The organism is Embleya sp. NBC_00896, assembly GCF_045207785.1.
Classification (GTDB): domain Bacteria; phylum Actinomycetota; class Actinomycetes; order Streptomycetales; family Streptomycetaceae; genus Embleya.
In genome coordinates, this window is record NZ_CP108776.1 from 6,762,007 (window position 1) to 6,787,449 (window position 25,443).

The following is a 25,443-nucleotide window of genomic DNA, read 5'->3' on the forward strand; positions in this document are numbered from 1 at the left end:
GGTCGGTATCTCTCGCGAGATACCGACCCTGAGCTGCGTGAACACCGTCGGGACGACAGGATTTGAACCTGCGACCCCTTGACCCCCAGTCAAGTGCGCTACCAAGCTGCGCCACGTCCCGGTGTTCGGCTGGCCGAACACGGAAACCATATCGCACTTTGGGGGGTGGTCCGCCACGTGGTTGTTCGGTGGTGTCGGGGGTTGGGGTGGGGGGTGGGCGCGGGAAGATCTTGGGGTGGCTTACCCGGTGAATGTCGATGTCGTGCCCCTTGAGACCTATCCCGATCTGGATGAACTCCAGCGGCTCGGGGTCGGGGCGTTGCTGAGTGATGGGCTCGATTCCGTGGAGGGGTTCGAGGAGGCGGACGGGGTCGGGGTGGACCTTGTGGACTATCGGGTGACGACGCGGTCCGACGGGGCCGGCGTGTTGTTGTCGGTGGACGCGCCGACGCTCGAGGCGGCCGAGCGGACGGCGCGGCAGATCGTCTTGGGTGTGTTGGAGGCCAGTGGGCTGCTCGCGGATTGGCGGGTCGTGCGCAGCGAGGTGCAGCTGCATGACGACCTCGTGTACGAGAGCCTGATGGCGGCCGATGGGCCGGATGCGCCCTCGGAGGATCCGACGTTGCGGGCGCGGCGGCCGATGCCCGAGGAGCGGTTGCGGATCGAGCGGCAGGCGGTGGGGCTGCGGGCGTTCGGGCTGGACGCGTTCGGGTGCGAGCCGGATACCGCGCAGCCGGACGTGCCCGAGGAGAAGGCGCGGCTCGCGGCCGGGGCGGTGGCGTGCTCGATCGGGGTACTCGTGGATCTGCTGTTCACCGATCTGGTGAATCTTCGTGAGGCGGATGGGGCCTCGTTTTTCGTGTTGGATGCGTTGCCACTGGTCGAGGAGGGTTTCGTCCGGCGGTTCGTGGTGGCGGCCGTCGCGATCACCGGGCGTTTGAGTGGGGACGAGTGGGCGCCGCCCGCGTGCTTTGCCGAGGAGATGGCCTTGCGGTTGTTGGTGGATCAGGCGGCGTCGCTGTTGGAGCGGCACGGGCTGTACGACGACGACGTCGAGGCCGCGTTCGTGACGTTCAGCGACGCGGCGTCGGATGATCCGGAGTCGGTCGAGCTGCGGGTGTCCGACCCCGGGCCCGAGGAGTGGTTCGAGCCGATGGTGCCGGGTCGGCCCGTACACGCGTATTTGAGAGCGAATCGGCATGAATGGTGACGAGAATGTCGGTGAATCGGCGATCTGGACCCGAATACAAGGTGTCCAGGACGCCCCTCTCGACCTGATGACCGCGCGCTTTCGGCGGCATCGCTACGCACCGCACGCGCACGAGGAGTTCGCGATCGGCGTGTGCGTCGAGGGCATCGAGCAGATCCAGTACCGCGGGGTCGTACATCGCTCCGGTCCCGGCTCCGTGGTGGTGGCCGAGCCGGGGGAGACGCACACCGGCGGGCCCGGCATCCCGGAGGGCTACGCTTACCGGGTCTTCTACCCCTCGCCCGAGTTGGTCGGCGAGGACCTGCTCGGCCCCGCCCCGCACTTCCCGTCACTGGTGGTGGCCGATCCCGGGCTGGCCGCCGAGATGGTCGCCGTGCACGTGCACCTCACCGCCGGCGGCGACGCCTTCGAGGGGGAGTCGCGGGTCGTGGAGGTGCTGCGCGCGCTCGTCGGGCGGCACGCGGTACGCGGCCAGGTCGCCGATCGGGGCTCGCCGGACGCCGCCCGGGTGGCCCGTGCGGTGCGGGAGCGGCTGGCCGATCAGCTGGTCGCGCCGCCGTCGCTGACCGAGCTGTCGGCCGGGATCGGGCTGTCGCGCTACCAGACGCTGCGGGCGTTCCGGGACGTCGAGGGGCTGCCTCCGTACGCGTGGCTCGCCCAGCACCGGGTCGCCCGTGCCAAGGTCCTGCTCGCCGCCGGGAGGACGCCCGCGCAGGCCGCGCTCGCGGTCGGCTTCGCGGACCAGGCGCATCTGGGGCGGTGGTTTCGGCGCGTCCTCGGGGTCACTCCGGGGGTGTACCGCAACAGCGTTCTAGACCGGCAGGCCTCGCGTAGCTGATCATCGTCTCCGCATCGGAAGATTGAGGGGACACGGCCGTGAGTCGTCGTGGGGCGTTGCTGTTCGCGTGCATGTGCGTGATCTGGGGGATTCCGTACCTGCTGATCAAGGTCGCGGTGGACGAGGTGTCGCCCGCCGTGTTGGTGTTCGCGCGCACCGGGCTCGCGGCCCTGATGCTGCTGCCGTTCGCGCTGCGGGGCGGCGGGATGCGTGGGCTGACCCCCTACAAGTGGCCGCTGCTGGTGTTCGCGGTGACCGAGTTCGTCGGGCCGTGGTGGATGCTCTCGGACGCCGAGCGGCGGCTGTCCAGCTCGACGACCGGGCTGCTGATCGCGTCGGTGCCGATCTTCGGGGCCGTGCTGGTGTACGTGACCGGCGGTACGGAGCGGATGGGCCCGGTGCGGTGGGCCGGTCTGGCGATCGGGTTCGGCGGGGTCGCGCTGCTGGCCGGGCCGACGCTCGGCGGGGGCGACCCGTGGGCGGCCGTCGAGGTGCTCGCGACCGCGCTCTGCTACGCCGGCGCGGCGCTTGTGGTCGAGCGCAAGCTCAAGGACGTGCCGAGTCTGCCGATGACGGCCGTGTGCCTGGGCTTCACGGCGCTGGTGTACATACCGCTTGCCGCCGCGCAGTGGCCCTCGCACGTCCCTGGCGGCAAGGCGCTCGGGGCGATGGGGGTGCTCGCGCTGGTGTGCACGGCGGTTGCGATGGTGATCTTCTTCGAGCTGGTTCGGGAGGTGGGGGCGGCTCGGGCGACGGTGATCACCTATGTCAACCCGGCGGTGGCGGTCGCGGCGGGGGTGTTGATCCTGGACGAGAAGTTCACGCTTGCGATCGGGGCGTCGTTCGTGTTGATCCTCGGCGGGGCGGTGTTGGCGACGCGGAAGAACGCGGTCGTGGTGAGTGTGGAGGGGGACGGGGTGTTGCCTTCGACGGTGGATGCGGGTCGGCTGGGGCCGTAGGGGTGGGTGGGGTGGCCTCAAGCGCCGGCCGGGCTGGGGTGGCCTCAAGCGCCGGCCGGGCTGAAAGGGTGGCCTCAGGCGCCGGCCGGGCTGATTGGCCTCAAGCGCCGGCCGGGCTGAAAGGGTGGCCTCAGGCGTTGGTCGGGCTGGGTTGGCCTCAAGCGCCGGCCGGGCTGAAGGGGTGGCCTCAGGCGTTGGTCGGGCCGGGGTGGCCTCAAACGCCGGCCGGGCTGAAAAGGTGGCCTCAAACGCCCCCGGCTGAAACGTGGCCTCAACCACCCGCCACGCCGACCTCGCCCCCCGTGAACAACGCCTCCGTGTCCTTGTACGCCACCCCGTCCTTGAGTGCCGATTTCGTGGGCCAGGCCCAGGAGTTCGGCCGCGTTTGCGGTGCCGGCCGAGATGGCTGCCGATGGGGACAGGCCGCAGTCGACGAGGTGGCCGAGTTCGCGGAGGTTCGTGCCGTGTTCGGCGATGCCGCAGTCGGTGCCCATCGCGACCCGGACGCCGCGTTCGATCGCGCGCGGGATGTGTGTGCGCGACCGTCTGCCAGTGCTGCTTCTTCGCGTACGCCCAGCTCGCCGTCTTGGTCGGGTCCGGGTCGGTGTTCGCCGTCGTCAGCGTGGGGACCAGGAACGTCCCGTGCTCCAGCATCAGATCGATGATCTCGTCGTCGATCGCGTACCCGTGCTCGACGCTGGCGACCCCGCCCCGTACCGCGTTCAGGATCCCGCCGCGCCCCTGCGCGTGCGCCGCCACCTTCTTGCCCCGATGGCCGCTCGCGATGTCGACGATCGTGCGGATCTCGTCCTCAGGAAGCCGTCGTCGTCGGGCTGGTCGCTCGGGCTCCGCGACGTTCTGGGCCCAGGTCCCACCGGAACACCTGGACGCGACCGCGCGCGAACTGGCCCTGCTCCCGGAGACCCGGATGGTCATGGTCATGGCCGGACCGCACAACCTCGCCATGACGGTATGGCTGCGCTCGATCGCCGACGCGCAGACCCTGGAGACCCGCCTCGCCGCGAAACTGCCGTACCTGCGCACCGTCGACCGCACCATCGCGCTGCGCGCGGTCAAGCTGATGGGCCGGCTGCTCGACCCCGAAGGCCGCGCGATCGGCTTCGTCCCGCTGGACATCTGGGCGCAGGCGACGCCATCCACCGACGCCGGAGGGGACACGTACGACCCGCCCGCCGGATGAGGTCGGCCCGCCGCCGGCCCGACAAGCCCGCCCGGCGCCGCCGGACTCCGACCCCGGACCCGGGCCGCGACCACCGTCGACGCCGAGCACCGCGCATGGCATCGTGGCGGGATGACGAGCCGCGATCGAAGAGATGAGCACGTCGCCGCGAACGGCAAGAGGCACCGCTCCCGCCGCCCCACCGAAACCGAACTCCGCGCCGTGATCGAGCCGTTGGCCAAGATCGAGCGCCTGCCGACCTCGGCCGGCGAACGCGAGGCGGCGTTCGTGATCGCCGACCTGCTGCGCGACCTCGGAGCGGCCGACGCCGTGGTCGAGGAGGAGCCCGCATACGCGTCGTACGCCCGCCCGATCGGCACACTCACCGCCATCGCCACCGTCGCCGGCCTCCTCGCCGGCCGCTCGCGCGTCGGCGCGACACTGGCCGCGACCGCCGCCTTGATCGGCGTCGCCGACGACATCTCCTACCGCGGCCAATACGCCCGCCGCGCGCTCGGCGGCCGGCGGCGCAGCGCGTACAACGTGGTCGCCTCCGTGGGCGACCCGGACGCGCCGCGCACCCTGGTGCTGACGGCCCATCACGACGCCGCCCCCACCGGGGCCGTGTTCGACGAGCGGGCCGCCCGCTGGTTCGCCACGCGCTACCCGCACCTGCTCGACAAGGTGAACGAGAACCCGCCCATGTGGTGGCCCGTGCTCGCGGGCCCCGCGCTGGTCGCCCTCGGCAGCGCCGCCGGGTCGAAGACCCTGCGCCGCGCCGGCATCGGCCTGTCCGCGCTCAGCACCGCCGCGTTCACCCAGATCGGCCGCAGCCGCGCGGTCCCCGGCGCCAACGACAACCTCTCCGGGGTCGCGGTCCTGATCGCGCTGGCCAAGACCCTGCGCGAGCAACCCCTGGACGGCGTACGGGTGTTGCTCGTCTCCGCAGGCGCCGAGGAGGCGCTCCAGGAGGGCATCCGCGGCTTCGCCCGCCGACACTTCCCCGAACTCGACCGCGAGCGCACGTGGTTCCTCAACCTCGATACCGTCGGCTCGGGCAACCTCGTACTCCTCGAAGCCGAGGGCCCGTTGCGGATGGAGCCCTACGACGTCCCGTTCAACAACCTGATCTCCGAATGCGCCACGCGCAACGACATCGCCGTGTTGACCGGCCTGCGCTCGCGCAGCTCCACCGACGGTGTCGTCCCCAACCGCTACGGCTACCCCACCGCCACCCTGGTCTCGATCGACGACCAGAAGCTCATCCCGCACTACCACCTGCACACCGACCTGCCCGAGAACCTCGACTACACCTGCGTGGCCGACGCCTGCGCCCTTGCCGAGGCCACCGCGCGGGCGCTGGCGGATCCGCGCTCGAATCCCTGAATCCACCCGCGAATCCACCCGCGAATCCACCCGCGAATCCACCCGAGAATCCGTCCGCGAATCCGTCCGCGAATCCGTCCTCGAATCCGTCCTCGAATCCGCTTTCGGAGTAGCGCCCGCGCCGCCGGTGCCCGCCCGCCCGCACGCGCCCGAACGGGCCCGCGCCCGGGGCCGATTCGGCTCCGGGCGCGGGTTGTCGTGACGTCGAGGCGTGCTCGGGAGCGAAAGCGCTCAGGAGCGAAAGGCGCTCAGGAGCGGTCGGTCAGCTCCTCCCACAGCTGTTCCAGGCAGTCCAGGAAGTCGCTGCCGGTGCTGGGGTGCACCCGCAGGATCTGCGGATCGTGGTCGCTGGCCTGGTCCGCGAAGGCCGCGTTCACGTGCACGATGTCGTACTCGAAGCGGGTGACCCGCGGACTGGTCAGGATGTGGTCGAGCATCTGGCTGTTGCCGTTGAACACGTACCCCCAGCGCTCGTTCGCCGGCAGCGTGTTCACCATCGTGCGCAACGCCCCGCCGGCGGTGAGCGTGTTCAGCGTCGGCGAGAAGGCGAAGTCGTTCAGGTCGCCCAGCACCACCAGGTTCGCGCGCGGATCGACACCCAGCAACTCGTCGACGAAGCCGCGCAGCACCTTCGCCTGCGCGACGCGCTGCACCTCGGAACTGCGGGTCGGCGGCTGGAAGCGGCTGTCCAGGGCCTGGTCGCCGCCCTTGGACGCGAAGTGGTTCGCGACCACGAACACCGTCTTGCCGCGGAAGCGGAACTCCGCCGCGAGCGGCTTGCGGCTGTTCTCCCACGCCGCGTCCGCCGGCGCGACCCGACCCGGCGACTGGGTCAGCTGCGCGCGACCGAGCCAGTCCTTGCGCACGCCCACCGCCGTCGTGGAGCCGCCACCGGGACGATCCACGAACTCGACGCGCGTAGCGTCGAACAGGAACGCGTTGCGGATGTTGCCGCCCGGCTGGCCGCCGTCCTTGCCGTCGACCGGCTCGATCGAACGCCACGAATACGTCGGCCCACCGGCCGCCTTGATCGCCGCGACCAGCTTGTCCAACGTCTGATCGGCCGCCACCACACCGTCGTTGGTCGGTCCGGTGTTGTCCTGGATCTCCTCCAGGGCCACCACGTCGGGCGTCGCCAGGTTGGTGACGATGCCCTTCGCGAGCCGGTCGAACTTGGCCTGGTCGTCCTTGGGGGAGAGGTTCTCCACGTTGTACGTGGCGACCGCCAGCTCGGTGCGCTTCTGGTCGCGCGTCGACTCCGGGGTCAGCCCGCCCTTGGCCACCTTGCCCAGCGTCGTCGCCGCCAGCGTGTACCCGCCGAAGTTGTCGTACGTGAGCGGGCCGGTGGTGACGCCCGTGAGCGTGTCGCCGACGTCGGCCTTCGGGAACGGCTCCTGCGCGAACGGGATCAGCGACGAGACCTTGAGCCGGCCGCCGTTCTGCGCGTCGTATCCGCTGTACACCGTGCCGCCCTGCGCGGTCGGGTTCCGCGTCGGCTCGACGGTGACCCACAGCTCGCCGAACGACGTGCTCGGACCGACCACGCGTGTGTCGGCTACGCGCGTCAACTGGCCTTCGAGCGACTCGTACAGGTCCAGCGCGTACTTCCCGGGCTCCAGCGCCAACGCCTCGATCGACGGCGTGCCGCTCGGCACGTACGCGTCCGGAACCGTCGCCGCGTCCAGCGGCACCGGAGCCGGCAGCGCCTGACCCGAAGCCTCGATCGCCCATGTGGCGCCGGTGAGTTGGGTCAGCGACTGCCCGCCGATGTTCGCGCCGCCGGGATAGAACTCCTCGACCTTGCCGGTGACCTTGACCGCGTCGCCGACCGCGACCGCCGGCGTGACGCCTCCGGTCAGCACGAACACACCCTCGGACGTGCGGGGATCATCGTCCGCGAGAGTGTCCTGGAACCAGAAGCCGCGCGAGTTGCCGAACGCGCGAATTCCCGTCACCACGCCCGGAACACCGGTGACCCGCGCGCCGTTCTTCGGCGACAGCCGCGTCGTGCCCTGGATGTCGTGGATCCGCGCGTTGGTCGGCTCGGGGTCGGGGCCCGGACCGGGGTCGACGGGACCCTGTCCACGCGCGTTGATCGGCGTCGGCGCGCCTGCCGCGAAGTCGGCGCCGTTGTCGTCGGTGTCGGCGAGCGCGGCCGTCCGCGCGACCGACGCCGCGTTGGCGGCACCCGTCGCCGGGGTGCCCTCGCGGACCACGGCGTCGCCGTAGCCCACGACATCCACCATCCGCGCGTCCGCGAGACAGTCCGCCGCGGTCAGGCAGGTGAGCGCCGTCGTCCCGCGCACGAGCGCGACCGTGCCGCCCGTGCCCGACATGTTGATCGCGCCGGTCGCGTCCGGCGCGGGCAGCGCGAGCGTGCCGCCGGTGCCCTTGGCCTCGCCGATCAGGTACCGGCCGCCGGGCGCCACCGCGCCGGTCAGCGGAGTGACCTGCCACTGCGAGGTCGGCTTGGGCGCGGCCGGGAGGTACTGCACGCTCCAGCCGTCGACCGCGATCGCGGCCGAACCCTTGTTGGCGACCTCGATGAAGTCGTTGGTCAGGCTCGCGCCGCTGTTGCCGCCACCGCCGTACACCTCGGCGAGCAGCACATCCACGGCGGGCGCCGCGCCTGCGGAGGTGGGAGCGATGACGAGCGCGGTGCCGGCGAGCGCGCCGGCCACGGTCGTGGCCAAGACGCCGATCCGTCGCCGCGATCTCGGCACGGATCGTCGACGGGACGATTGCTGACGGAATGTCACCCAGGGCCTCCGGTATGCGAAAGAGACGGATGCGGGACATTCTCGGGACTCCGGGTGAACGGCGTCCATCGTTTGGGCGGCCCGAATGGGTCGGGGTCCCGCCGCGCGTCCGAACCTTTTCGCGCCCGAACCTCGAAGGATCTTCGGCAGTGCCGCGCCCACCGCGCCCGGCGACGGCGTCTCGCGGCACCCGACCGGGTCCCCACCTGGAGATGGAGGCGGGATTCGAACCCGCGTGCACGGTTTTGCGGACCGCTGCCTCGCCTCTCGGCCACTCCATCGAGCCCAACCACCCACCGCCGACCGGATGTTCCGGGAGCACACGGGTGGGCCTCCCGCACCGGATCGTCCGGCCTCTCGGGGGTGCGCCGCCGGCCCCCTCCGCCCGGCGGCGCACCCCCTCCGGTCCCGCAGCCCGGAATCCCCAGCCGCACGCGTGTCCCCGCGCGCGCATCCCGCAGGACCGACACCGGCCCGACTCCGCGTCGGACCGGCGCGTTCTCGGGTCAGCCCAACGTCGCCCGGTCGTGCGGCGCCGCCCACTGCTCCGCGGTCGGTCCGGCCGGGGAGTCGGGGAACCGCCGCGCGCGATTCTCCGCCTGTACCGCGAGATCGGTGGTGGCACGGAACTCGGGCCGCGTGTACAGGTCGCGCGCGTACCCCCACAGGTTCGGGTAGTCCACGAGGGTGCGCCCGTCCTGCGCGATCGCCGCCCGATACGTCTCCGGGAAGCGCAGCAGCTTCACCCAGAACCGGATGTCCGAGAGGGTGAAGCGATTCCCGAACAGGTAGCGCTTGTCCGCGAGATGCGCGTCCGAGCGCTCCAGCGTGTTGATCGTCTCGCCCTCCTCCGACGTCCACAGGCCGCCGCGGCGCGCGGCCGTCGCGAAGTCCGTGTCGGTCGTGTCGATCGCCTCGCGCAGGTCCTCCGCGTACAGGTCCGCCGCGGCGGGATCGGCGAAGCCCTCGAAGGCCGTCGCGAGGTTGTTCGGGATGTCGTTGTACGCGTTCGCCACGATCCGGTGGCCGGCCCGGTCCCACAGCGTCGGCACCGAGATGTGGCCCGTGTACCCCGGCCGGGTGGCCTCGTACGCGTCCCGCAGCAGGGTGAAGCCGTTCACCGGGTCCGGGCCGAAGCGCTCGCGGAACGCCCAACCGCGGCCGTCGCGTTCCTCGTCCACATACGACGCGGAGATCACCTCCGTCAGTCCTCGCGCATGTCGCACGATCGCCGCGATGTGCGCCCATGGGCAGCCGTGGGACAGGTACAGGTGGTAACGGCCCGCCTCCTCCGGGAAGTCGGGGTCGCCGAGCCGACCGATGAAGGGGTACTGCGGGTCCGAGACGGCGTAGGCGCCGTACGTGTCGAGGTCGACGGGGCTCGCGTAGCCGAGCTGCGTGGTCACTGGGTGGCTCCTGTCACAAGTTCCAATCGATCCGAGGTCGGACCGATGTCCCGCAGATGATTCAGTACGCCCCGCGCCAACGCGTCGTTGACCCGGAACGCCGGCGCGTCGAAGCGGGGCCGGGAGAACCCCGCGCTCCCGGCGCCGCCCGCCACGCCGTGCCCGACCGCGAATCGGCCGGGATGCGCGTCGCCGCGCGCGTTCACCAACCGCCGGTCGCCGGGCCGGGCGAACAGTCGACCCGCCGCGTCGGTCGAGGCGTCCCCGCGCGCGGCCAGTCGGCGCAGCAACGCGTCCCGGGTGCGTTTGAGCGAGGGCGCCGGCAACCGGGCCTCCACGAGCGCGCGCGTGCCGACCTCGGCGCCCGGCAATGTCGGGCTGCTCGCCCGCCATCCGCCGGCCTCGTCGTCGGCGACGATCTCGACGTCCTCGCCGAGGAAGCGCACCACCCCGGCCCGGGCCAGCGCCAGCAGTTCCTCCAGGCGCGGCCCGGGCGGGCCGCTCGCGAGATAGCTGAAGAAGCCGAGCAACCGCGGCAGGTCCACCTCGTGGCCGGCCTCCTGCAGGCGGAGCACGACCCCGAACACGCTCAGCAACGCGTGGATCGTGGCCAGGTCCTGGCTGTACGCCGGATCGTGCCGGCGGGCCAGGTCGGCCTCGATGTGCGCGTGCATCCACTCCTGCAACGCGCCGGCGTCGGCGAACCGCCGCCCCTGGACCGGCCGATCGAGCCGGGTCACGTCGAACCGGTCGGCCGGATCCGGCACCGCCCGTGCCACCAGTTCGTCCGGATCCGCCGCGACCGCGAAGGCCGCGTCGAACTCCGCCCACTCCATCGTGGTCCGCTCACCGTGCGCGGTGAACAGCCGGTGATAGTGCGCGCCCGCCAGTTCCTTGGTGATCAGCGGCCATACGTCCGCCGCGTCCCGAGCCGCCTCCAGGGTGAAGAACCGGGGGAGCGGCGGCCGTTCGCCCACCCACGCGTACCCGGTCTTGGACCGGTACGGCACCCCGCGCCGGGACGCGGCGAACAGCACCGGCTCGCGTCCGGACGCGGTGTAGCGCAGCACACCGTCCGCGTCCCGCGCGAACGTACCGCCCCGGCCGTGGGTCAGCCGGACCATCAGGTCGACGAACGCCAGCCCGATCCCGCGCACGAGCACCGGCTCGCCCGGCCGCAACGCGTCCAGGTCCACATCGGCGGTGTAGCCGGTGGGGATGTACGCGAGCCCGTGCCGGCGCGCGAACCCGATCTGCTCGCGCTCGTCCGGCGTCGGCTCGGCGTCCAGGTGACCCTGCGTCAGGATCACCGCGTCCACCTGCAACGGCGGTCGGCGCCCGGCCAGGTGGACGAGCTGACGACGCGGCCCGTCGGTCACGTCCACGACCGTGCTCTGGTGCACGATCACGCGCACGTTCGCCGGCGCCCGGTCGACGGTGGTGCGAAAGAACCACGCGAGATAGGCGCTCAGCAACGGCCGGGACGGGAACGAGGTCGGCCCGCACCGGCTCAACTCGTCTGTGAACGGCGCCAGTTCGGCCGAGCCGCGCCCCTCGCGCAGCTCGGCGGTCCGGGCCGCCGCCCACTCGGCGAGCGAGGGGCCCGGGTGGATCGGCCCCTCGATCGTGGACACCTCGTCGGTGAACAGGGTGATGTCGGCCGCCGCCGAGTTCGCCCACAGCAGCGCCGACTGGGCGCGCCGCCACACCCGGCCCGCGCCCGGCGGGTAGGGGTCGACGACGTGTACGTGCAGCGGACGGTCGCCGAGCAGGTCGGGAACCCCGGCCAGGAGGCGTTCGAGGACGGACGCACCACCGGGTCCGGCACCGACGATGCACACGGCGACCGGGCGGAGGCGGCCGGACGGATGGTCGGGCATGGCTCTCCCCTCGTGGGGCACAGCAGGAGGACGCGACCGGCGACGACACCAGCGGAGCACCCCCACGGATTTCGTCCGACCGGATCAGCGAATCGGAAAAGCCTTACGCCACAAGGCGATTGCGCGACCGAGAGACAAGCTCAGGAATCCTCGGGAAGACCGAGACGCGCGGCGGCGGAAGTCAGCCGCGCGGACACAGCCCGCCGGCCACACGACACAGGTCGATGTGGCGGCACGTGACAAGACGCAGATCGGGGCTCACGAGGCCGACGCTACGGAGCCGCCTGACGAGTTGTCAACGTCGAATCGCCGCACCGGGCTTCGAGCACGAGGCCGGACACGCCCCGATCCACCGGGGCGCGAGCGGTCGACCGGGCCCGGTTTCGTCGCACCCGACCGCGGGCGATCGAGCCGGTCGAGCTCGACGCGCCCGGCTTCGAGCAATTGACCGAGCGCGGCTCGGCGGGTTAGGTTCCGGAACATCTCGCCGTGGCGCTCCGCCACGGCCCAGCGAGGGGATCCCGGTGGCGCACTACGCGCGACGCAGCGACGGGGCGGCCATGTCCGCCGCCGGTTGGCTGCTGTCCGCCCGCCTCCACATCGACCTCGGGCGCGTCACCAGCGCCGCTTGTTGTAGCTGACCACAGCGCGCGGCCCCGGCCGCGCCGTCGGCGTTTCCCCGATCGGGCGCGGTACCACTCCCGCGCCCAGGGCCTCTCGCGACCCCCGTACGCCTCGTGCGTCGACCCGCCCGCCCCGGGCGACCTCGCCGACGCGAGCAACGGGCACGGTGCGATATCCATATCAGGATGAATCACCCTTTTCCGGAGTGTCGACGCCGGGCGTCGGGCGTCGGGGTGCACTTTCAGCGCACCGCCGGCGCATCTGCGACGCATCTCCGACGCATCTCCAGCGCACCCCTACGGCACCCCTATCGACCCCTGCCGCTCCACGGCACCCCCTGATCGCACCCCGATCAACCCCTGAACCGAGGTAATCCCATGGCAACCGTCCTGACCGTGTGGGGCAGCCCCTCCGCGACCTCGCGCACCGGCGTCGTCGCCCGCCACGTCGCCGCCCGGCTGACCGCCGACGGGCACGACGTGTCCACGCTGGCCGTGCGCGACCTGCCCGCCGAGGCGCTCCTGCACGCCGACTTCACCGACCCGGACCTGCGCGCCGCCCTCGCCCGGGTCGCCGCCGCCGACGCGCTGGTGATCGCGAGCCCGGTGTACAAGGCCGCCTACAGCGGCGTACTCAAGACGTTCCTGGACGTGCTCCCGCAGTTCGCACTGCGCGGCAAGGAGATCCTGCCGGTGCTCACCGGCGGCACCCCCGCACACGTGCTCGCGCTCGACTACGCGCTGCGCCCGGTGCTCACCTCGCTCGGCGCCGACCACGTAGCGCAGGGCTGGTTCGTGCACGAGCGGTACGTCGGCGCCGCCGGCGAGATCCAGACCGAAGGCGTCGCACCGCTGGAAGAACTCGCCGACGCGTTCTCCGCCCGGCTGCGCCGCCCCGCCGTCGCCGCCGCCTGATCCGCCGAAGCCGCCCGACCACAAGGGAGTTCGCATGACCGCCGGCCACTTCCACCTCGGTGTCGCGCTCGACGGCGCGGGCCGCCACCCCGCCGCGTGGCGCTCGCCGCACGCCCGACCCGCCGACCTTTTCGACCCGCGCTACTGGGTCGACCTCGCGCGCACCGCCGAACGCGGACTGCTCGACTTCGTCCGCCTCGACGACTCGCTCGGCCCACCCTCAGCCCGGGTGCCGGGCCGGCTCGACGCGGTCGCGATCGCCGCCCGGGTGGCCCCCGCGACCGGCTCGATCGGCCTGATCCCCACCGCGACCACCACCCATACCGAGCCGTTCCACGTGTCCACCGCCATCGCCACCCTCGACCACGTCAGCCGCGGCCGGGCCGGCTGGTGGCCCAAGCCCTCCCGCACCGCGCTCGAGGCCCGCCACTTCGGCCGCAAGCCGGTCCCGCCGGCGGGGGAACTGGCCGACGAGCAAGCCGAGTTCGTCGACGTGGTGAGCCGGCTCTGGGACAGCTGGGAGGACGACGCGATCATCCGCGACGTCGCCACCAGCCGATTCCTGGACCGCGAGAAACTGCACTACGTCGACTTCCGCGGCACCTACTTCGACGTCCGCGGCCCCTCGATCACCCCGCGCCCGCCGCAGGGCCGACCCGTGGTCGGGATCACCGTCGACGGCCCCGACACCCTGGAGATCGCCGCCCGGTTCGCCGACGTGCTGTTCGTCGACGCGACCGGCCCCGACGAGGCCCGACGGCTGCGCGAGCGCGCGCATGCGATCGCCGAGGCGCACGACCGCGACCCCGGCGAACTGCGCGTGCTGGCGGACGTCACGGTGTACCTCGCCGCGACCGAGGCCCAGGCGCGCCGCGAACGCACCCACCTCGACGCGCGCTCGGACGTCCCCGTCCCCGGCGGGCTCGCCTTCACCGGCACCCCCGAGGCACTCGCCGACCGGCTCGCGGGCTGGTTCTCCGGCGGCGCCGTCGACGGCTTCACGCTCGTGCCCGGCGTCCTGCCGCACGGCCTGGACCGGATCGTGGACGACCTCGTGCCGCTGCTGCGCGAACGCGGCCTGGTCCGCGACGCGTACACCGGCGACACCCTGCGCGCCAACCTCGGGCTGCCGCTGCCCGCCAACCGCTACGCCCGGATCTGACGAGAGGTCACCGATGCCCGAGTCCCGCAGCACCGCCGAGCCCACGCGCATCCACCTCGCCGCGCACTTCCCCGGCGTCAACAGCACCACCGTCTGGAGCGACCCGAACTCGCGCAGCCAGATCGACTTCGCCTCCTTCGAATACCTCGCCCGCACCGCCGAACGCGGCAAGTTCGACTTCTTCTTCCTCGCCGAGGGCCAGCGCCTACGCGAACACCAGGGCAAGATCTTCGAACTCGACGTCGCGGGCCGCCCCGACGCGCTCACCGTCCTGGCCGGCCTGGCCGCCGTCACCGACCGCCTGGGCCTGGCCGCGACCGCCACCGCGACCTACAACGAGCCGTACGAACTGGCCCGCAAGATCGCCTCGCTCGACCACCTCAGCGCCGGCCGCGCCGGATGGAACGTGGTCACCTCGCCCGACGCGTGGACCGGGGAGAACTTCCGCCGCGGCGGGTTCCTGCCACGCGAGGAACGCTACGAACGGGCCATCGAGTTCGTCGAGGCGGCCCGCACGCTGTGGGACAGCTGGGCCCCGGACGCGCACGTCGCCGACCCCGACGCGGGGGTCTTCGCGAGCCCGGGAGCCGGCGAGTTCGACTACCACGGACGGCACTTCGGCATCGAGGGCCGGTTCACCGTGCCGCGCACGCCGCAGGGCCGACCGATCCTGATCCAGGCGGGCGACTCCGAGGGCGGCCGCGAGTTCGGCGCCGCGCACGCCGACGTGATCTTCTCCCGGCACGGCGAGTACGACGCGGGCCGCGCGTTCCACGCCGACATGAAGGGCCGCGCGGCCCGGCACGGCCGCAGCCCGGGCGAGCTCAAGATCCTGCCCGCGGTCACGGCCGTGATCGGCGACACCGACGCCGACGCGCACGAGAAGGCCGGCTGGATCCGCCGCCAACAGGTCAGCCCGCAGAACGCGATCCAATTCGCCGAACAGGTCTGGGGCCGCGACCTCTCCGACCTGGACCCCGACGGCCCGCTGCCGGACTTCGACCCGGTCGTCGACGGCACCTCGATCACCCGCGGTCGGGTCCGACACGGCGGCGACCCGCTCGAACTCGCCCGCTCCTGGCGCGAACTCGCCGCCGCCAAGGGCGGTCTGAGCCTGCGCGACGTGGTGATCGAGGTGGCCGCCCATCAGACGTTCATCGGCACCGCCGAGCACATCGCCGAACGCATGGAGGTGCACGTGCGCGACGGCGCGAGCGACGGCTTCATCCTGGTCCCACACCTGACCCCGGCCGGCCTCGACGAGTTCGTCGACAAGGTGGTGCCGATCCTCCAGGAACGCGGCGTCTTCCGCGCCGAATACGAGGGAACCACGTTGCGCGAACACCTGGATCTGCCGACCCCGCGCCCGGCGGGGATCCAACGCGCCGACGTGGCGGTGTGAGCCCCGGATCCCGCCCGGCCCGCACCGCCGCGCGGACGGTGTTCAGCTCCAGTCGTTGAGCGCGATCGACACGCCCGAGGCCGCCGGCCCACGACAGTGGCTCCGGTGGTTTCGGGCGATGTGGTCCAGCCGCAGGTTGTCACCGAACGCGGGCAGCCGGTTCAGCCGCCGCGCGTACGCCCAAAGGTGCGGATGCGCCGCGAGCCGGTGCACGTCCTCGGCGTCCAGGTGCCGCTTGTGCACCGCGTCCAGGTGCACGAGCGTGGTCCACAGGTGCACGTCCGCCGCGGTGAGTCGGTCGCCGAGCAGGAACGGCCGGGCGGCCAACCGCTGTTCGGCCACCGCGAGGGTGGCCAGGACGGTGCCCATCGCCTCGGCACGGCGCGACCCGGCGGGCGCGCGACCGGCCCGCTGCGCGGCGTCGGTGACGTCCTCCTCGAACAGGGCGTCCAGCGCGCACAGTTCCTCACGCCGCTCCGGCGGGTAGAGCCCGTGCCCGCCGCCGAAGCCGGTCGCCAGGTCGCGCAGGATGTCCGGGGCGTGGTTGCTGACGATCCGCCCGCTCCAGCGGTCCCACAGCACCGGGACCGTCACCGGCCCGTCGTAGTGGTACTCGGTCGCCTCGTACGCCTCGCGCAGGAACGCGAACCCGCCGATCGGGTCCAGCCCGTGGCCGTCGCCGTCGCGGAACGCCCAGCCGCGCCCGTCCCGGACCGGGTCCACATGCGAGGTGCCCACCGTCTCGCCCAGGCCGGCGAGGTCACGCGTGATCGCCACCCGCAGCGAACGCGGGCAGGCCAGGCACAGGTAGAGGTGGTAGCGGTGCGGCTCGGCCCGGAACCCGGTGCCGATGCGGCCGCGGAAGCGCTGCATCGGCGGCCGGATCGTCTCCAGGCCCGGCAGCGGCGATCCGGGGTGGCGGACGCGGTAGCGCCCGTGGGCGCGGAAATCGATCGGACCGGCGGCCTTCGGGGATGTCGTGGACATGTGGATCTCCCTCGCGCGAGTCATCAAGAGTGCGGCAACGGTCGAGGCGGCACGGCGCGGCCGGCCCGGGAATCCGGGCGGACCGGTGGCGTGGAACTCAGACCGCGCGACAGCTCGCGCTGCACACGCGCAGGAAATCGATGTGCCGACGAACAAGCAGATGAACGGCAATCAGGACCCGCGCCCTCGGCAACACCGGGCGGGGGCCCGCGTGACACACGCAGCCATCCATGCCTCGGATTATTCGCGCTGACCGATCCCACCCGCAAGACCATTCCCCACCCGAACCCAACCCCCCAAGCCGAGCCCGCAGCCCGAAGGAACAATCCCCCAAGCCCGTCCGGCGTTCAAACCACGCAAGCCAAGCCCACCCCAGCCGCAGCCCAAAGGACCGAACCCCCTCAAGCCCGGCCGGCGTTTGAGGCCGCCGAACGCGTCGAAGCCCAACTCCTCGGCCAGCGCCGCCGTCTCGATCAACTCCGCGAACTGCTCGTGTGCGGGCACCCGTTCGCCGGTGATCGGATGCGGAGCGTTGGCGCCCAGGGTGAACACCGCGAAGCTCATGACACTGCTCCCAACAACTGCGGGCGCCGACGCCCGGGAATGGCCGCGATCAACTCGCGCGTGTACGGGTGCGTCGGGGCCGCCAGGACCTGTTCGCACGTGCCCTTCTCGACCAGCCGACCGGCCCGCATCACGCCCACCCGGTCGGCGATCTGCCGCACCACCGCCAGGTCGTGCGAGATGAACAGGTAGCTGACCCCCAGCTCGTCCTGGAGCCGGGTCAGCAGGTCGAGGATCTGCGCCTGCACCGACACGTCCAGCGCGGACACCGGCTCGTCGCACACCACCAGATCCGGCTCCAACGCCAACGCCCGGGCGATCGCGACGCGTTGGCGCTGCCCCCCGGACAGCTCGGCGGGCCGGCGCCGCAGCACACTCGCCGGCAACGCGACCTGGTCGATCAACGCCGCCGCCCGCTCGCGCCGCTGCGCCCGGGTGCCGACCCGGTACGCGCGCAGCGGCTCCTCGACGACCTCGGACACCGTGAAGCGCGGATCCAGGGACGCGTACGGGTTCTGGTACACCAACTGCATCCGACGGCGCAGCGCGCGCAGCTCGGCCCGGCCCGGGCGGGTCGTGTCCTGCCCGTCGATCAGGATCCGGCCCCCGGTGGGCGCCTCGAGGCCCAGGATCATCCGCACCGTCGTCGACTTCCCCGAGCCCGACTCACCTACCAGCGCGAAGGTCTCGCCACGCCGCACCGTGAACGACACGTCGTCCACCGCGCGCAGCGTGCGCGGGCCGTCCTTGGTCCGCGGCAGCGCGAACTCCTTGACCAGACCGGTCACCGTCAGCAGCGGCTCGGCCCGGGGGACCGGCTCGCGGATCGGGCGTGGCCGGGCGCGGCGCGTGGTCAGACTTGGCGCGGCGGCGATCAGCCGCCGGGTGTAGGGGTGTTCGGGATCGGTCAGGATCCGCTCGGCCGGTCCCTGCTCGACGACCGTGCCGCGCGACATCACCACGACCCGCTGCGCCCGGTCGGCCGCCACCCCCAGGTCGTGGGTGATCAGCAGCATCGCGGTGCCGTGCGCGTGGGTGAGTTCGTCGATGTGGTCCAGGATCTGCCGCTGCACGGTCACGTCCAGCGCGCTGGTCGGCTCGTCGGCGATCACCAGACGCGGCCGGCACGCGAGCGCGATCGCGATCAGCACGCGCTGGCGCATCCCGCCGGACAACTCGTGGGGGAACTGCCGGGCCCGAGTGGCCGGTTCGGTCAAACCCGCCTCGCCGAGCGCGGCCACCGCGCGCTCGGCGGCCGCCCTGCCGCTCGCGAGGCCGTGCACGATCAGTGCCTCGGCGACCTGGTCGCCGATCCGCCGGACCGGGTTGAGCGAGACCATCGGATCCTGCGGGATCAGCCCGATCGACCGGCCGCGCACCTCGCGCAGTTCGCGTTCGCGCAGCGGCAACAGGTCGCGGCCCTCGAACAGGATCCGGCCCGCGCCGACCCGGCCGCCCGCCGGCAGCAGCCCCACGATCGCGTGCGCGGTCGTGCTCTTGCCCGAGCCCGATTCGCCCACCACGGCCACGACCTCGCCCCGACGCACCGTCAAGTCCGTCGCCGCGACCGCGTCCACCGATCCGCTCGACGTCCGGTACGAGACCCGGAGCCCTTGGATGTCGAGCAACGGGGCGGACGCGGAGTCCACCACCGTCAGCGTCGTGGACGGATCCTCCTTCGCCGTCGAGCCGCTCATCGATCCTCCTTCCGCTCGCCGTCCAGAGCCCGCGAGATGCGGTTCGCGGACAGCACCGTCGCCGCGATCACCAGACCGGGAAATGTGGTCAGCCACCACGCGGTGGCCACGAAGTTGCGCCCGTCCGACACCAGCACGCCCCACTCGGGCGTCGGCGGCGGCGCGCCGAACCCCAGGAAGCTCAGCGCCGACACCGACAGGATCGCGATGCCGAACTCGAGGGCGGCCATCACCAGGACCGGCCCCGACGCGTTCGGCAGCACGTGCCGGGCCAGGATCCCGCCCGAGCGCACCCCGCTCGCCCGCGCCGCCTCCACGTACACCGACGACCGCACCCGCAGCACCTCGGCCCGCATCACCCGCGCGAACCCCGCCACGCTGGCGACCCCCACCGCGATCGCCACCTTCGTGGTCCCGAAGCCCAACGCGCTCACCAACGCGAGCGAGAGCAACAGGCGCGGGATCGCCTGCAACACGTCCACCACGCGCATCACCACGTCGTCCAGCCACCCGCCGAAGAACCCGGACAGCAACCCCAGCGCCCCGCCCACCACGAGCGCCACCGCGACCGCCACGAACGTCGCGCGCAGCGACAGCGAACTGCCGTGCACGACCCGGGTGAACAGGTCGCGTCCGAGCTGGTCGGTCCCGAACGGGTGCTCCGCACCGGGACCTTGCAGCTTCTCGCGCGGCGTCCCCACCAGCGGATCGCCGTCCGTGAACAGGCCCGGGAACAGCGCCGCGAGCAGCACCAGCGCGAACACCACCACCGACAACAGCAACCCGGGCCGGCGCAGCACGAACCGCGCGTGTCCGCGGGCGGCCGGCAACACGTCCGACCCGAAACCGACGGCCATCGTCACACCGTCCTTCCCACACGCGGATCCAGGACCGGGTACAGCACGTCCACCACGAGCCCGACCAGCACGAACACCACGGCCGCCAGCAGCACCACGCCCTGCACCATCGCCAGATCCTGGGTGTCCACCGCGGCCGCCGTGAGCCGGCCCACCCCCGCCCGGGAGAACACCGTCTCCACCACCACCGACTCCACCAGCAGGTTCCCCGACACCACACTCGCCAGGGTCAGCGCCGGCAGGGACGCGTTGCGCAGCGCGTGCCGCACATGGATCCGCGCCCTGCCCACCCCCTTGGCCCGCGCCGTCTCCACATAGGGCTCCGCCAGCGCCGTGGTCATGCTCTTCGCCAGGACCTGCGCGATCATCGCCCCCGCGGGCAGCGCCAGCGTGAACGCCGGCAAAACCAGACTCTCGAAACCCTCGTTGCCCAGAGCCGGCAGCAACCCCCACTGGAACGACACCACCTGGACCAGCAACAGCCCCACCCAGAACCCCGGCATCGAGATCCCGATCGCCGGCAGCGACAACAACACCTGGCGCAGCGCCCGCAACCGCGTGTAGGTCGCCGCGAGCGCCACCGCCGCGCCGCCCACCACCGCGAGCGCCATCGCGAACACGGTCAGCTTGAGCGTCTCCGGCAGCGCGTCCGCGATCGTGCGCGCCACCGGCGCCCCCGTCTGCGCCGACTCGCCCAGGTCACCGGTCAACGCGTCGCCGAGCGCGTGCGCGTACTGCGTGTACAGCGGATCGTCGAGACCGTGGGCGGCCCGCGCGGCGGCGATCTGCTCGGGCGTGGCCGTACTCTCCAGACCGCCCAGCTTGATCGACAACGAGTCGCCCGGCAGCAGGTACAAGACCACGAACGAGACGGTGAACGCCGCCCACAGCACCACCACCGCCTGCAGCAGCCGGCGGATCAGATAGCCGCGCATCAGCTCGAGACCCACGTGTCGTGGAACTGCAGCCGCGAGGACGCCTCGAAGTTCAGCCCGTGCACCTTCGGGCCCAGCCCGTGCACCTGCGAGAGCTCGAACAGCGGGATCACATACGCCCGATCGACCACGATCCGCTGCGCCTCGCCGATCCTCGCGTTGCGCTGCGCGGGGTTCAGACTCTGCGCCTGGTCGTCGAGCACGGTGTCCAACTCGCCCGCGGGGATCTTGAGCCGGTTGCCGGTCTTGGTGCCGAAGAGCGTGCGCAGGATGTCGGCGTCCGAGCGGGTCACGTTGTAATACGCGAAGTCGTAGTCGCCCGAGGCCTGTACCTGCTGCTGCTCACCGGCCGCGAGCTTGCGCAGCCGCAGGTCCACGCCGACCTTGCGCAGCTCCTGCTGGACCAGTTCGAGGACGGACTGGCTCGCGTTGAACAGCGGCGCGAAGATCACGTCCACGCTGAGCCTGCGCCCGTCCTTGACCCGGATCCCGTCCGGGCCGGGCCGCCAACCGGCCTCGTCCAACAGCCGCTTGGCGCCCTCGGGGTCGTGGCCGAGCCGCGCCGACAGGTCGACGAAACCCGGGGTGACCGACGCGAGCACCGAGGTGGCGGCCTTGTACTTGGGGGTGAGCACGGTCTGCGCGAGCTCGGGCCGGTTCACCGCCTTCTGGATCGCCCGCCGGACCGCCTCCTCACCCAGGATCGGCCGCGACACGTTCGCCTGGAGATGGAAGACCACGCCCGGGTTCGGTCGGGTCAACACCGTGTAGCCGTCGGCGAATCGCGCCTCGTCCTGGGGCTGCACGTCGCTGATCGCGTCGACCTGCGCGGACTCCAGGCTGCCGGCGCGCACCCCGGACTCGGGCACGATCTTGAAGACGAGCTTGTCCAGGTACGCCTCGCCCGGGTGCGCGAACAGCGACGAACCCCACACGTACCCGGCGCGCTTGGCCAACTCGACGCTCTGGTTCGGCTTGTAGGAGCGCAGCGTGAACGGTCCCGAGCCGACCAGATCCCCCTGGCAGCGCTGCTCGGGCGTCTTGGCGAGGGTGGCCGGCGACAGCAGGCCGAGCGACATCGTGGAGGTGGCCTGAAGGAACTGCGCGCTGGGCGCCGCGAATTCGACCCGCACGGTGGTCGGGTCGAGCACGGTGGTGCCCTTGTAGCCGCTCAGGTAGCTGCCCGCGATGGTGGCCTTGGCGCCCAGCGCGACGACGCCGTCGAAGTTGGCCTTGACCGCGGCGCCGTCCAGGGGCGTGCCGTCGGCGAACGTCACGCCCGGGCGCAGGTGGAACGTGAAGGACCCGGCCTGCGCGTCGACTTCCCACGAGGTGGCCAGCCACGGCTTGATCTCGCCGGTGGCGCCGTCCTGGTCGGTCAGCGAGTCGACGATCTGGCGGCCCACGTTCAGGCTCGCGTTCGCGCCGAACTGCTGCGGGTCCAGGCACGTGGGGTCGGCGGCGAGCGCGAAGGCGAGCGTGCCGCCGGGCTGCGGCGGGCCGGCCTCGGCGGACTTCGCGGCCTTGTCGCCGGCGCCGTTGCACGCGGCGGCCAGCAGCGCGAGGGTCGCCACGCCGACGCCGGTGGTGGCGGTGCGGCGCAGTCTTCGGGACGAGGAAAAGGCAAGAGCCGAAATGCGCATGGGAATCTCCGGGCATGGCGAATTCACGCGACTGTGCGCGTAATTCGGGCAGGGAATATCCATCGGTGCGCGCCCGCGCGTGGGCATCGTGCGGAATGCGTCAGGAATGACGACGCGCGGCGCGGCGAACCGATCGGAAGGAGGCGGTGGAACGGCGGGCGGACGCCCGAGGGGCGATCACAGGGATCGGTCGGGACAGTCCGGCGGCGGAGCAGCCCGGTCCGCGGGGATCAGCGGGCGCGACAGGCCGAGCTGTGCAGGCGGCCGAAATCGACGTGCCGACGCGTGCACAACGGCGTGCGCGGACGGTGTACGGCCGTGCCGAGGTGCGCGACGGCCTCGACACGCCGGGAGCGAACTCCGGGCGTGGAGGCGGTGGTCGGCACTGCGGCGGTCATGACGTCCTTCACTGACGAGGGTGGGAACGGATCGCGGGAACAGCGATCATGTGACGGCGAGAGCCTAGCGAATTCCTCGCCGGGGCAACAAGGGGTAATTCCGCTTTTCGCGTCCCGCCCGACCGAAAACCGGCGACCGGGCGCGACGCGGAAATACCGCGCACCACCCACGGAACCCCCGACGAGCGACCGACGGAACGCCCGACCAAGCGACTTGCCGAACGCCCGACGAAGCGACCTACGGAACGTCCGAGGAATGCCCGGGGAACACGTGCGCCGACGGATCCACCACCGTCATCGCGTTGTTGACCGCCGTCGCCGCCTCGCCGAATCCGGTCGCGATCAGCTTGACCTTGCCGTCGTAGTCGACGATGTCGCCCGCCGCGAACACGCGCTCCAGATTGGTGCGCATGGCCTGGTTCACCAGGATGTGCCGCTTGCGCTGCTCCAGGCCCCAGTGCGTCATCGGCCCCAGGTCCGCGACGAAGCCCAGCGCCGCCACGACCGCCTGTACCGGCAGCGTGCGCAGCGCGCCGTCGGCCTTGGCCATCACGTCCGCCGCCTCGACCCGCCCGTTGCCGCGCAGCTCGGTCACCTCGGCGGAGGTGATCACCTCGGTCGTGGACTCCAGCACCCGCCGCACGGTGTGCTCGTGCGCGCGGAACTTGTCCCGGCGGTGCACCAGCGTGATCGACTTCGCGATCGGCTCCAGGCTGGTCGCCCAGTCGAAGGCCGAGTCGCCGCCGCCGATGATCAGCACGTCGAGCCCGGCCAGATCGGCCAGGCGGGGGACGAAGTAGCGCACGCCGTCGCCGATGAAGGCGTCGGCCGCGGGCAGCGGACGCGGACTGAACGTCCCGATGCCGCCGCTGATCAGGACGACCTTGGCGCGCACCACCAGCCCGCTCGCACAGGTGACCGTCACGCCCTCGTCGTCCTGCGCCAACTGCTCGGCGCGGTGGCCCAGAAGGTAGTTCGGCTCGAACGGCGCGGCCTGCTCGACCAGCGCGTCGACGAGGTCCTGGCCCTTGATCGCCGGGAAGCCCGCCACGTCGTAGATCATCTTCTCCGGGTACATCGCGGAGATCTGCCCACCGGGCTCGGGGAGCGAGTCGAGGAGCGCCGTGCGCAGGCCCCGGAAGCCCGCGTAGTAGGCGGCGTACAGGCCCGTCGGGCCCGCGCCGATGACGAGCAGATCGGTGTCGACGGTGGAGGACACGCGCGCTCCTTCCCGAGCTGGGTTGCCCGGACCATAGCCCAACGGAACACGGGCTTTTCCGTCTACGTGCCCGGCGTCACACGAACGGAAGCACTCCGCAAGCACTCTGGCCGCACTTGGGACGCACGAGGCCCCCACATCCACGGTCAAAAGTCCGTACGCCACCGTATGGAATGAGTGGAACTTGTTCTCATCGAGCCCGCCGATCGTTAGGGTCCGGTCCATGGAGATCTGCTGCGCGCCGCACCACGCGATCGGCGCCGCCGCGCCGGTCGCGGTCGCCGAGGATCCGGGCCACACTCGGGCCCCGACCCCGGAGCGATCGCGCGATCAGGCCGATCGACTCACCCTCACCGGCGGCGCCGAACGCATGTGCGGCAAACTGGCGGCGCTCGCCGACGAAGGCGTGACCGAGCCGGCCCGCCGGCCGCTCGGCCCCGACCCCGTACGCGAGTTCACCGCGTTCACCGCGGCGGCCGCCCCGATCTGATCCGTTCCGACTCCGTTCGAATCCCGCACGACCGCGAGGATGCACCATGACCCTGTTTCCCGGCAGGGACACCGACGTCACCACCGCCGTCGCCGCTCTGTTGGCGAAGTGCCGACTGTCGATACCCCGCAACTGGACACTCGCGTCCCTCGACTACGCGTGGCACGACGAGCGCCCCGTCGTGGTCGTCCGCCATCAGCCCGCCACCCACCCGGGCCCCGGCGGACCGCACGCCAGCGTCGTGGTCGACCGCGCCGACGGCACCCTGCTCGGGTGGACCCGGCTCGACGGCCCGCGCCCGGGCCCGCTGCCGGGCACCGAGGAGGCGCACGCCGCCGCGGAGGCCTTCTGGCACCACGTGGATCCGCTGCACGCCGAAGGGCTCACCGTGCAGTGGGTCGCGCAGCACGACGAGAGCATCGGCACGCCCGCCGGTCGCAGCACGTCGGTGAGCGGGATGCGCGTCAACGCGCGTCACATCAACGGGCTCTACACGTGGGCGGTGCTGGCCGGAGACCTGTCGGTGCTCACCTACGAGCGCGACGTGCAGTGGGACGAGCGGGCCGCCCGGCGACGCACCCAGATGTGGCTGCACGACCGATGGCGGGCCGCCGTCGACGGCACCGCGCCCGCGCCCGCGCCGCCGTACGCACCGGCCAAGCGCTGAGCGAACACCACGGGCGCGCGGGCCCGTTCGGGTTCGCGCGCCGGCTCGACGCGGCGTGCGCAGGATAGTTGGTCCAGACCATTTTGGTACAGACCATTGACCGTTGGTCCAGACCTTTCCTACGCTCCTGGGACCTGTGGTGGGTCGATGGTGCGGGCCGTCGTCCACGTGGAGGCGCAGCGTCCCCGCACGTCCGGAATCACCTCGAGGAGCCACCTTGAGAACAGGAACCGTACGACGCTCCACATCGTCCCGACGCACCCTCG

Annotated in this window: 20 protein-coding genes, 2 tRNA genes and 2 pseudogenes; 9 read left to right on the forward strand and 15 right to left on the reverse strand. The window is 72.0% G+C overall.

Going from position 1 to position 25,443, the window contains the following annotated elements:
• Window positions 1–47 precede the first annotated feature (47 nt).
• Window positions 48–121 (reverse strand) — tRNA-Pro (locus OG928_RS30195).
• Here OG928_RS30195 and OG928_RS30200 point away from each other — a divergent pair.
• From OG928_RS30200 to OG928_RS30210, 3 genes are read left to right on the forward strand one after another with little or no spacing between them, the layout of a single operon-like run.
• Complete coding sequence (locus OG928_RS30200; protein ID WP_406289581.1) at window positions 122–1,210, forward strand: hypothetical protein; 1,089 nt, start codon at window positions 122–124, stop codon at window positions 1,208–1,210.
• Window positions 1,200–2,048, forward strand: coding sequence for a helix-turn-helix domain-containing protein (locus tag OG928_RS30205; protein WP_406289583.1), 849 nt, complete (start codon window positions 1,200–1,202; stop codon window positions 2,046–2,048). The genes OG928_RS30200 and OG928_RS30205 overlap by 11 nt, the downstream gene beginning before the upstream one ends.
• Window positions 2,049–2,086: 38 nt before the next feature.
• Window positions 2,087–3,007 (forward strand): DMT family transporter, encoded by a 921-nt coding sequence (locus OG928_RS30210; protein WP_406289584.1) that lies wholly within the window; start codon window positions 2,087–2,089, stop codon window positions 3,005–3,007.
• A gap of 74 nt (window positions 3,008–3,081) precedes the next feature.
• On the opposite strand, the pseudogene OG928_RS30215 reads toward OG928_RS30210, so the two are convergent.
• Window positions 3,082–3,549, reverse strand: a pseudogene (locus tag OG928_RS30215) (amidohydrolase family protein); the annotation flags it as partial.
• Window positions 3,550–3,676: 127 nt separating this feature from the next.
• Window positions 3,677–4,144 (reverse strand): annotated as a pseudogene (locus OG928_RS30220) (hypothetical protein); the annotation flags it as partial.
• Window positions 4,145–4,319: 175 nt separating this feature from the next.
• Between OG928_RS30220 and OG928_RS30225 the strand changes: the two are divergent.
• Window positions 4,320–5,573: a M28 family peptidase gene (locus OG928_RS30225; RefSeq protein WP_406289586.1), complete on the forward strand. Its 1,254-nt coding sequence runs from the start codon at window positions 4,320–4,322 to the stop codon at window positions 5,571–5,573.
• A gap of 248 nt (window positions 5,574–5,821) precedes the next feature.
• On the opposite strand, the gene OG928_RS30230 is transcribed toward OG928_RS30225, so the two are convergent.
• The 4 genes from OG928_RS30230 to OG928_RS30245 form a co-directional block, all read right to left on the reverse strand.
• The gene (locus OG928_RS30230) at window positions 5,822–8,266 is read right to left on the reverse strand and encodes an endonuclease/exonuclease/phosphatase family protein (protein WP_406289589.1); all 2,445 of its coding nucleotides are present in this window, start codon (window positions 8,264–8,266) and stop codon (window positions 5,822–5,824) included.
• A 273-nt stretch (window positions 8,267–8,539) separates the two neighbouring features.
• A tRNA-Cys gene (locus tag OG928_RS30235) sits at window positions 8,540–8,613 on the reverse strand.
• Between the two features lie 225 nt (window positions 8,614–8,838).
• A complete protein-coding gene (locus OG928_RS30240) occupies window positions 8,839–9,738 on the reverse strand; it encodes a glutathione S-transferase C-terminal domain-containing protein (protein ID WP_406289592.1) in 900 nt (299 codons plus the stop codon).
• Window positions 9,735–11,618 (reverse strand): FAD/NAD(P)-binding protein, encoded by a 1,884-nt coding sequence (locus OG928_RS30245; RefSeq protein ID WP_406289594.1) that lies wholly within the window; start codon window positions 11,616–11,618, stop codon window positions 9,735–9,737. Before OG928_RS30245 ends, OG928_RS30240 begins: the two co-directional genes overlap by 4 nt.
• Window positions 11,619–12,619: 1,001 nt before the next feature.
• Here OG928_RS30245 and ssuE point away from each other — a divergent pair.
• From ssuE to OG928_RS30260, 3 genes are read left to right on the forward strand one after another with little or no spacing between them, the layout of a single operon-like run.
• Window positions 12,620–13,156 (forward strand): NADPH-dependent FMN reductase, encoded by a 537-nt coding sequence (ssuE, locus tag OG928_RS30250; RefSeq protein WP_406289596.1) that lies wholly within the window; start codon window positions 12,620–12,622, stop codon window positions 13,154–13,156.
• A 34-nt stretch (window positions 13,157–13,190) separates the two neighbouring features.
• Window positions 13,191–14,318 carry an LLM class flavin-dependent oxidoreductase gene (locus OG928_RS30255; RefSeq protein ID WP_406289598.1) on the forward strand — a complete coding sequence of 376 codons (1,128 nt, stop codon included), beginning with the start codon at window positions 13,191–13,193 and terminating at the stop codon, window positions 14,316–14,318.
• Window positions 14,319–14,331: 13 nt separating this feature from the next.
• Complete coding sequence (locus tag OG928_RS30260) at window positions 14,332–15,720, forward strand: NtaA/DmoA family FMN-dependent monooxygenase (RefSeq protein WP_406289601.1); 1,389 nt, start codon at window positions 14,332–14,334, stop codon at window positions 15,718–15,720.
• Window positions 15,721–15,762: 42 nt separating this feature from the next.
• Here OG928_RS30260 and OG928_RS30265 read toward each other — a convergent pair whose 3' ends face one another.
• From OG928_RS30265 to OG928_RS30300, 8 genes are all read right to left on the reverse strand, one after another.
• Window positions 15,763–16,707 (reverse strand): glutathione S-transferase C-terminal domain-containing protein, encoded by a 945-nt coding sequence (locus OG928_RS30265; protein WP_406289603.1) that lies wholly within the window; start codon window positions 16,705–16,707, stop codon window positions 15,763–15,765.
• Window positions 16,708–16,947: 240 nt separating this feature from the next.
• On the reverse strand, window positions 16,948–17,271 hold the full coding sequence (locus OG928_RS30270) for a hypothetical protein (protein WP_406289605.1): 324 nt from the start codon (window positions 17,269–17,271) through the stop codon (window positions 16,948–16,950).
• On the reverse strand, window positions 17,268–18,968 hold the full coding sequence (locus tag OG928_RS30275) for a dipeptide ABC transporter ATP-binding protein (RefSeq protein WP_406289607.1): 1,701 nt from the start codon (window positions 18,966–18,968) through the stop codon (window positions 17,268–17,270). Before OG928_RS30275 ends, OG928_RS30270 begins: the two co-directional genes overlap by 4 nt.
• Window positions 18,965–19,825 carry an ABC transporter permease gene (locus OG928_RS30280; protein WP_406289609.1) on the reverse strand — a complete coding sequence of 287 codons (861 nt, stop codon included), beginning with the start codon at window positions 19,823–19,825 and terminating at the stop codon, window positions 18,965–18,967. Before OG928_RS30280 ends, OG928_RS30275 begins: the two co-directional genes overlap by 4 nt.
• A 2-nt stretch (window positions 19,826–19,827) precedes the next feature.
• Complete coding sequence (locus tag OG928_RS30285) at window positions 19,828–20,760, reverse strand: ABC transporter permease (RefSeq protein WP_406291299.1); 933 nt, start codon at window positions 20,758–20,760, stop codon at window positions 19,828–19,830.
• Window positions 20,760–22,403 carry an ABC transporter substrate-binding protein gene (locus tag OG928_RS30290; RefSeq protein ID WP_406289611.1) on the reverse strand — a complete coding sequence of 548 codons (1,644 nt, stop codon included), beginning with the start codon at window positions 22,401–22,403 and terminating at the stop codon, window positions 20,760–20,762. The genes OG928_RS30285 and OG928_RS30290 overlap by 1 nt, the downstream gene beginning before the upstream one ends.
• Before the next feature lie 230 nt (window positions 22,404–22,633).
• Complete coding sequence (locus tag OG928_RS30295; RefSeq protein WP_406289613.1) at window positions 22,634–22,801, reverse strand: hypothetical protein; 168 nt, start codon at window positions 22,799–22,801, stop codon at window positions 22,634–22,636.
• 238 nt (window positions 22,802–23,039) lie between these two features.
• On the reverse strand, window positions 23,040–24,020 hold the full coding sequence (locus tag OG928_RS30300) for an NAD(P)/FAD-dependent oxidoreductase (RefSeq protein WP_406289615.1): 981 nt from the start codon (window positions 24,018–24,020) through the stop codon (window positions 23,040–23,042).
• 223 nt (window positions 24,021–24,243) lie between these two features.
• Here OG928_RS30300 and OG928_RS30305 point away from each other — a divergent pair, with 223 nt between their 5' ends.
• Together OG928_RS30305 and OG928_RS30310 are read left to right on the forward strand one after the other, a co-directional pair.
• On the forward strand, window positions 24,244–24,510 hold the full coding sequence (locus OG928_RS30305; protein ID WP_406289617.1) for a hypothetical protein: 267 nt from the start codon (window positions 24,244–24,246) through the stop codon (window positions 24,508–24,510).
• A 46-nt stretch (window positions 24,511–24,556) separates the two neighbouring features.
• Entirely contained in the window at window positions 24,557–25,177 is a 621-nt protein-coding gene (locus OG928_RS30310; protein ID WP_406289619.1) for a hypothetical protein, read from the forward strand.
• The last annotated feature ends 266 nt before the right edge of the window (window positions 25,178–25,443 follow it).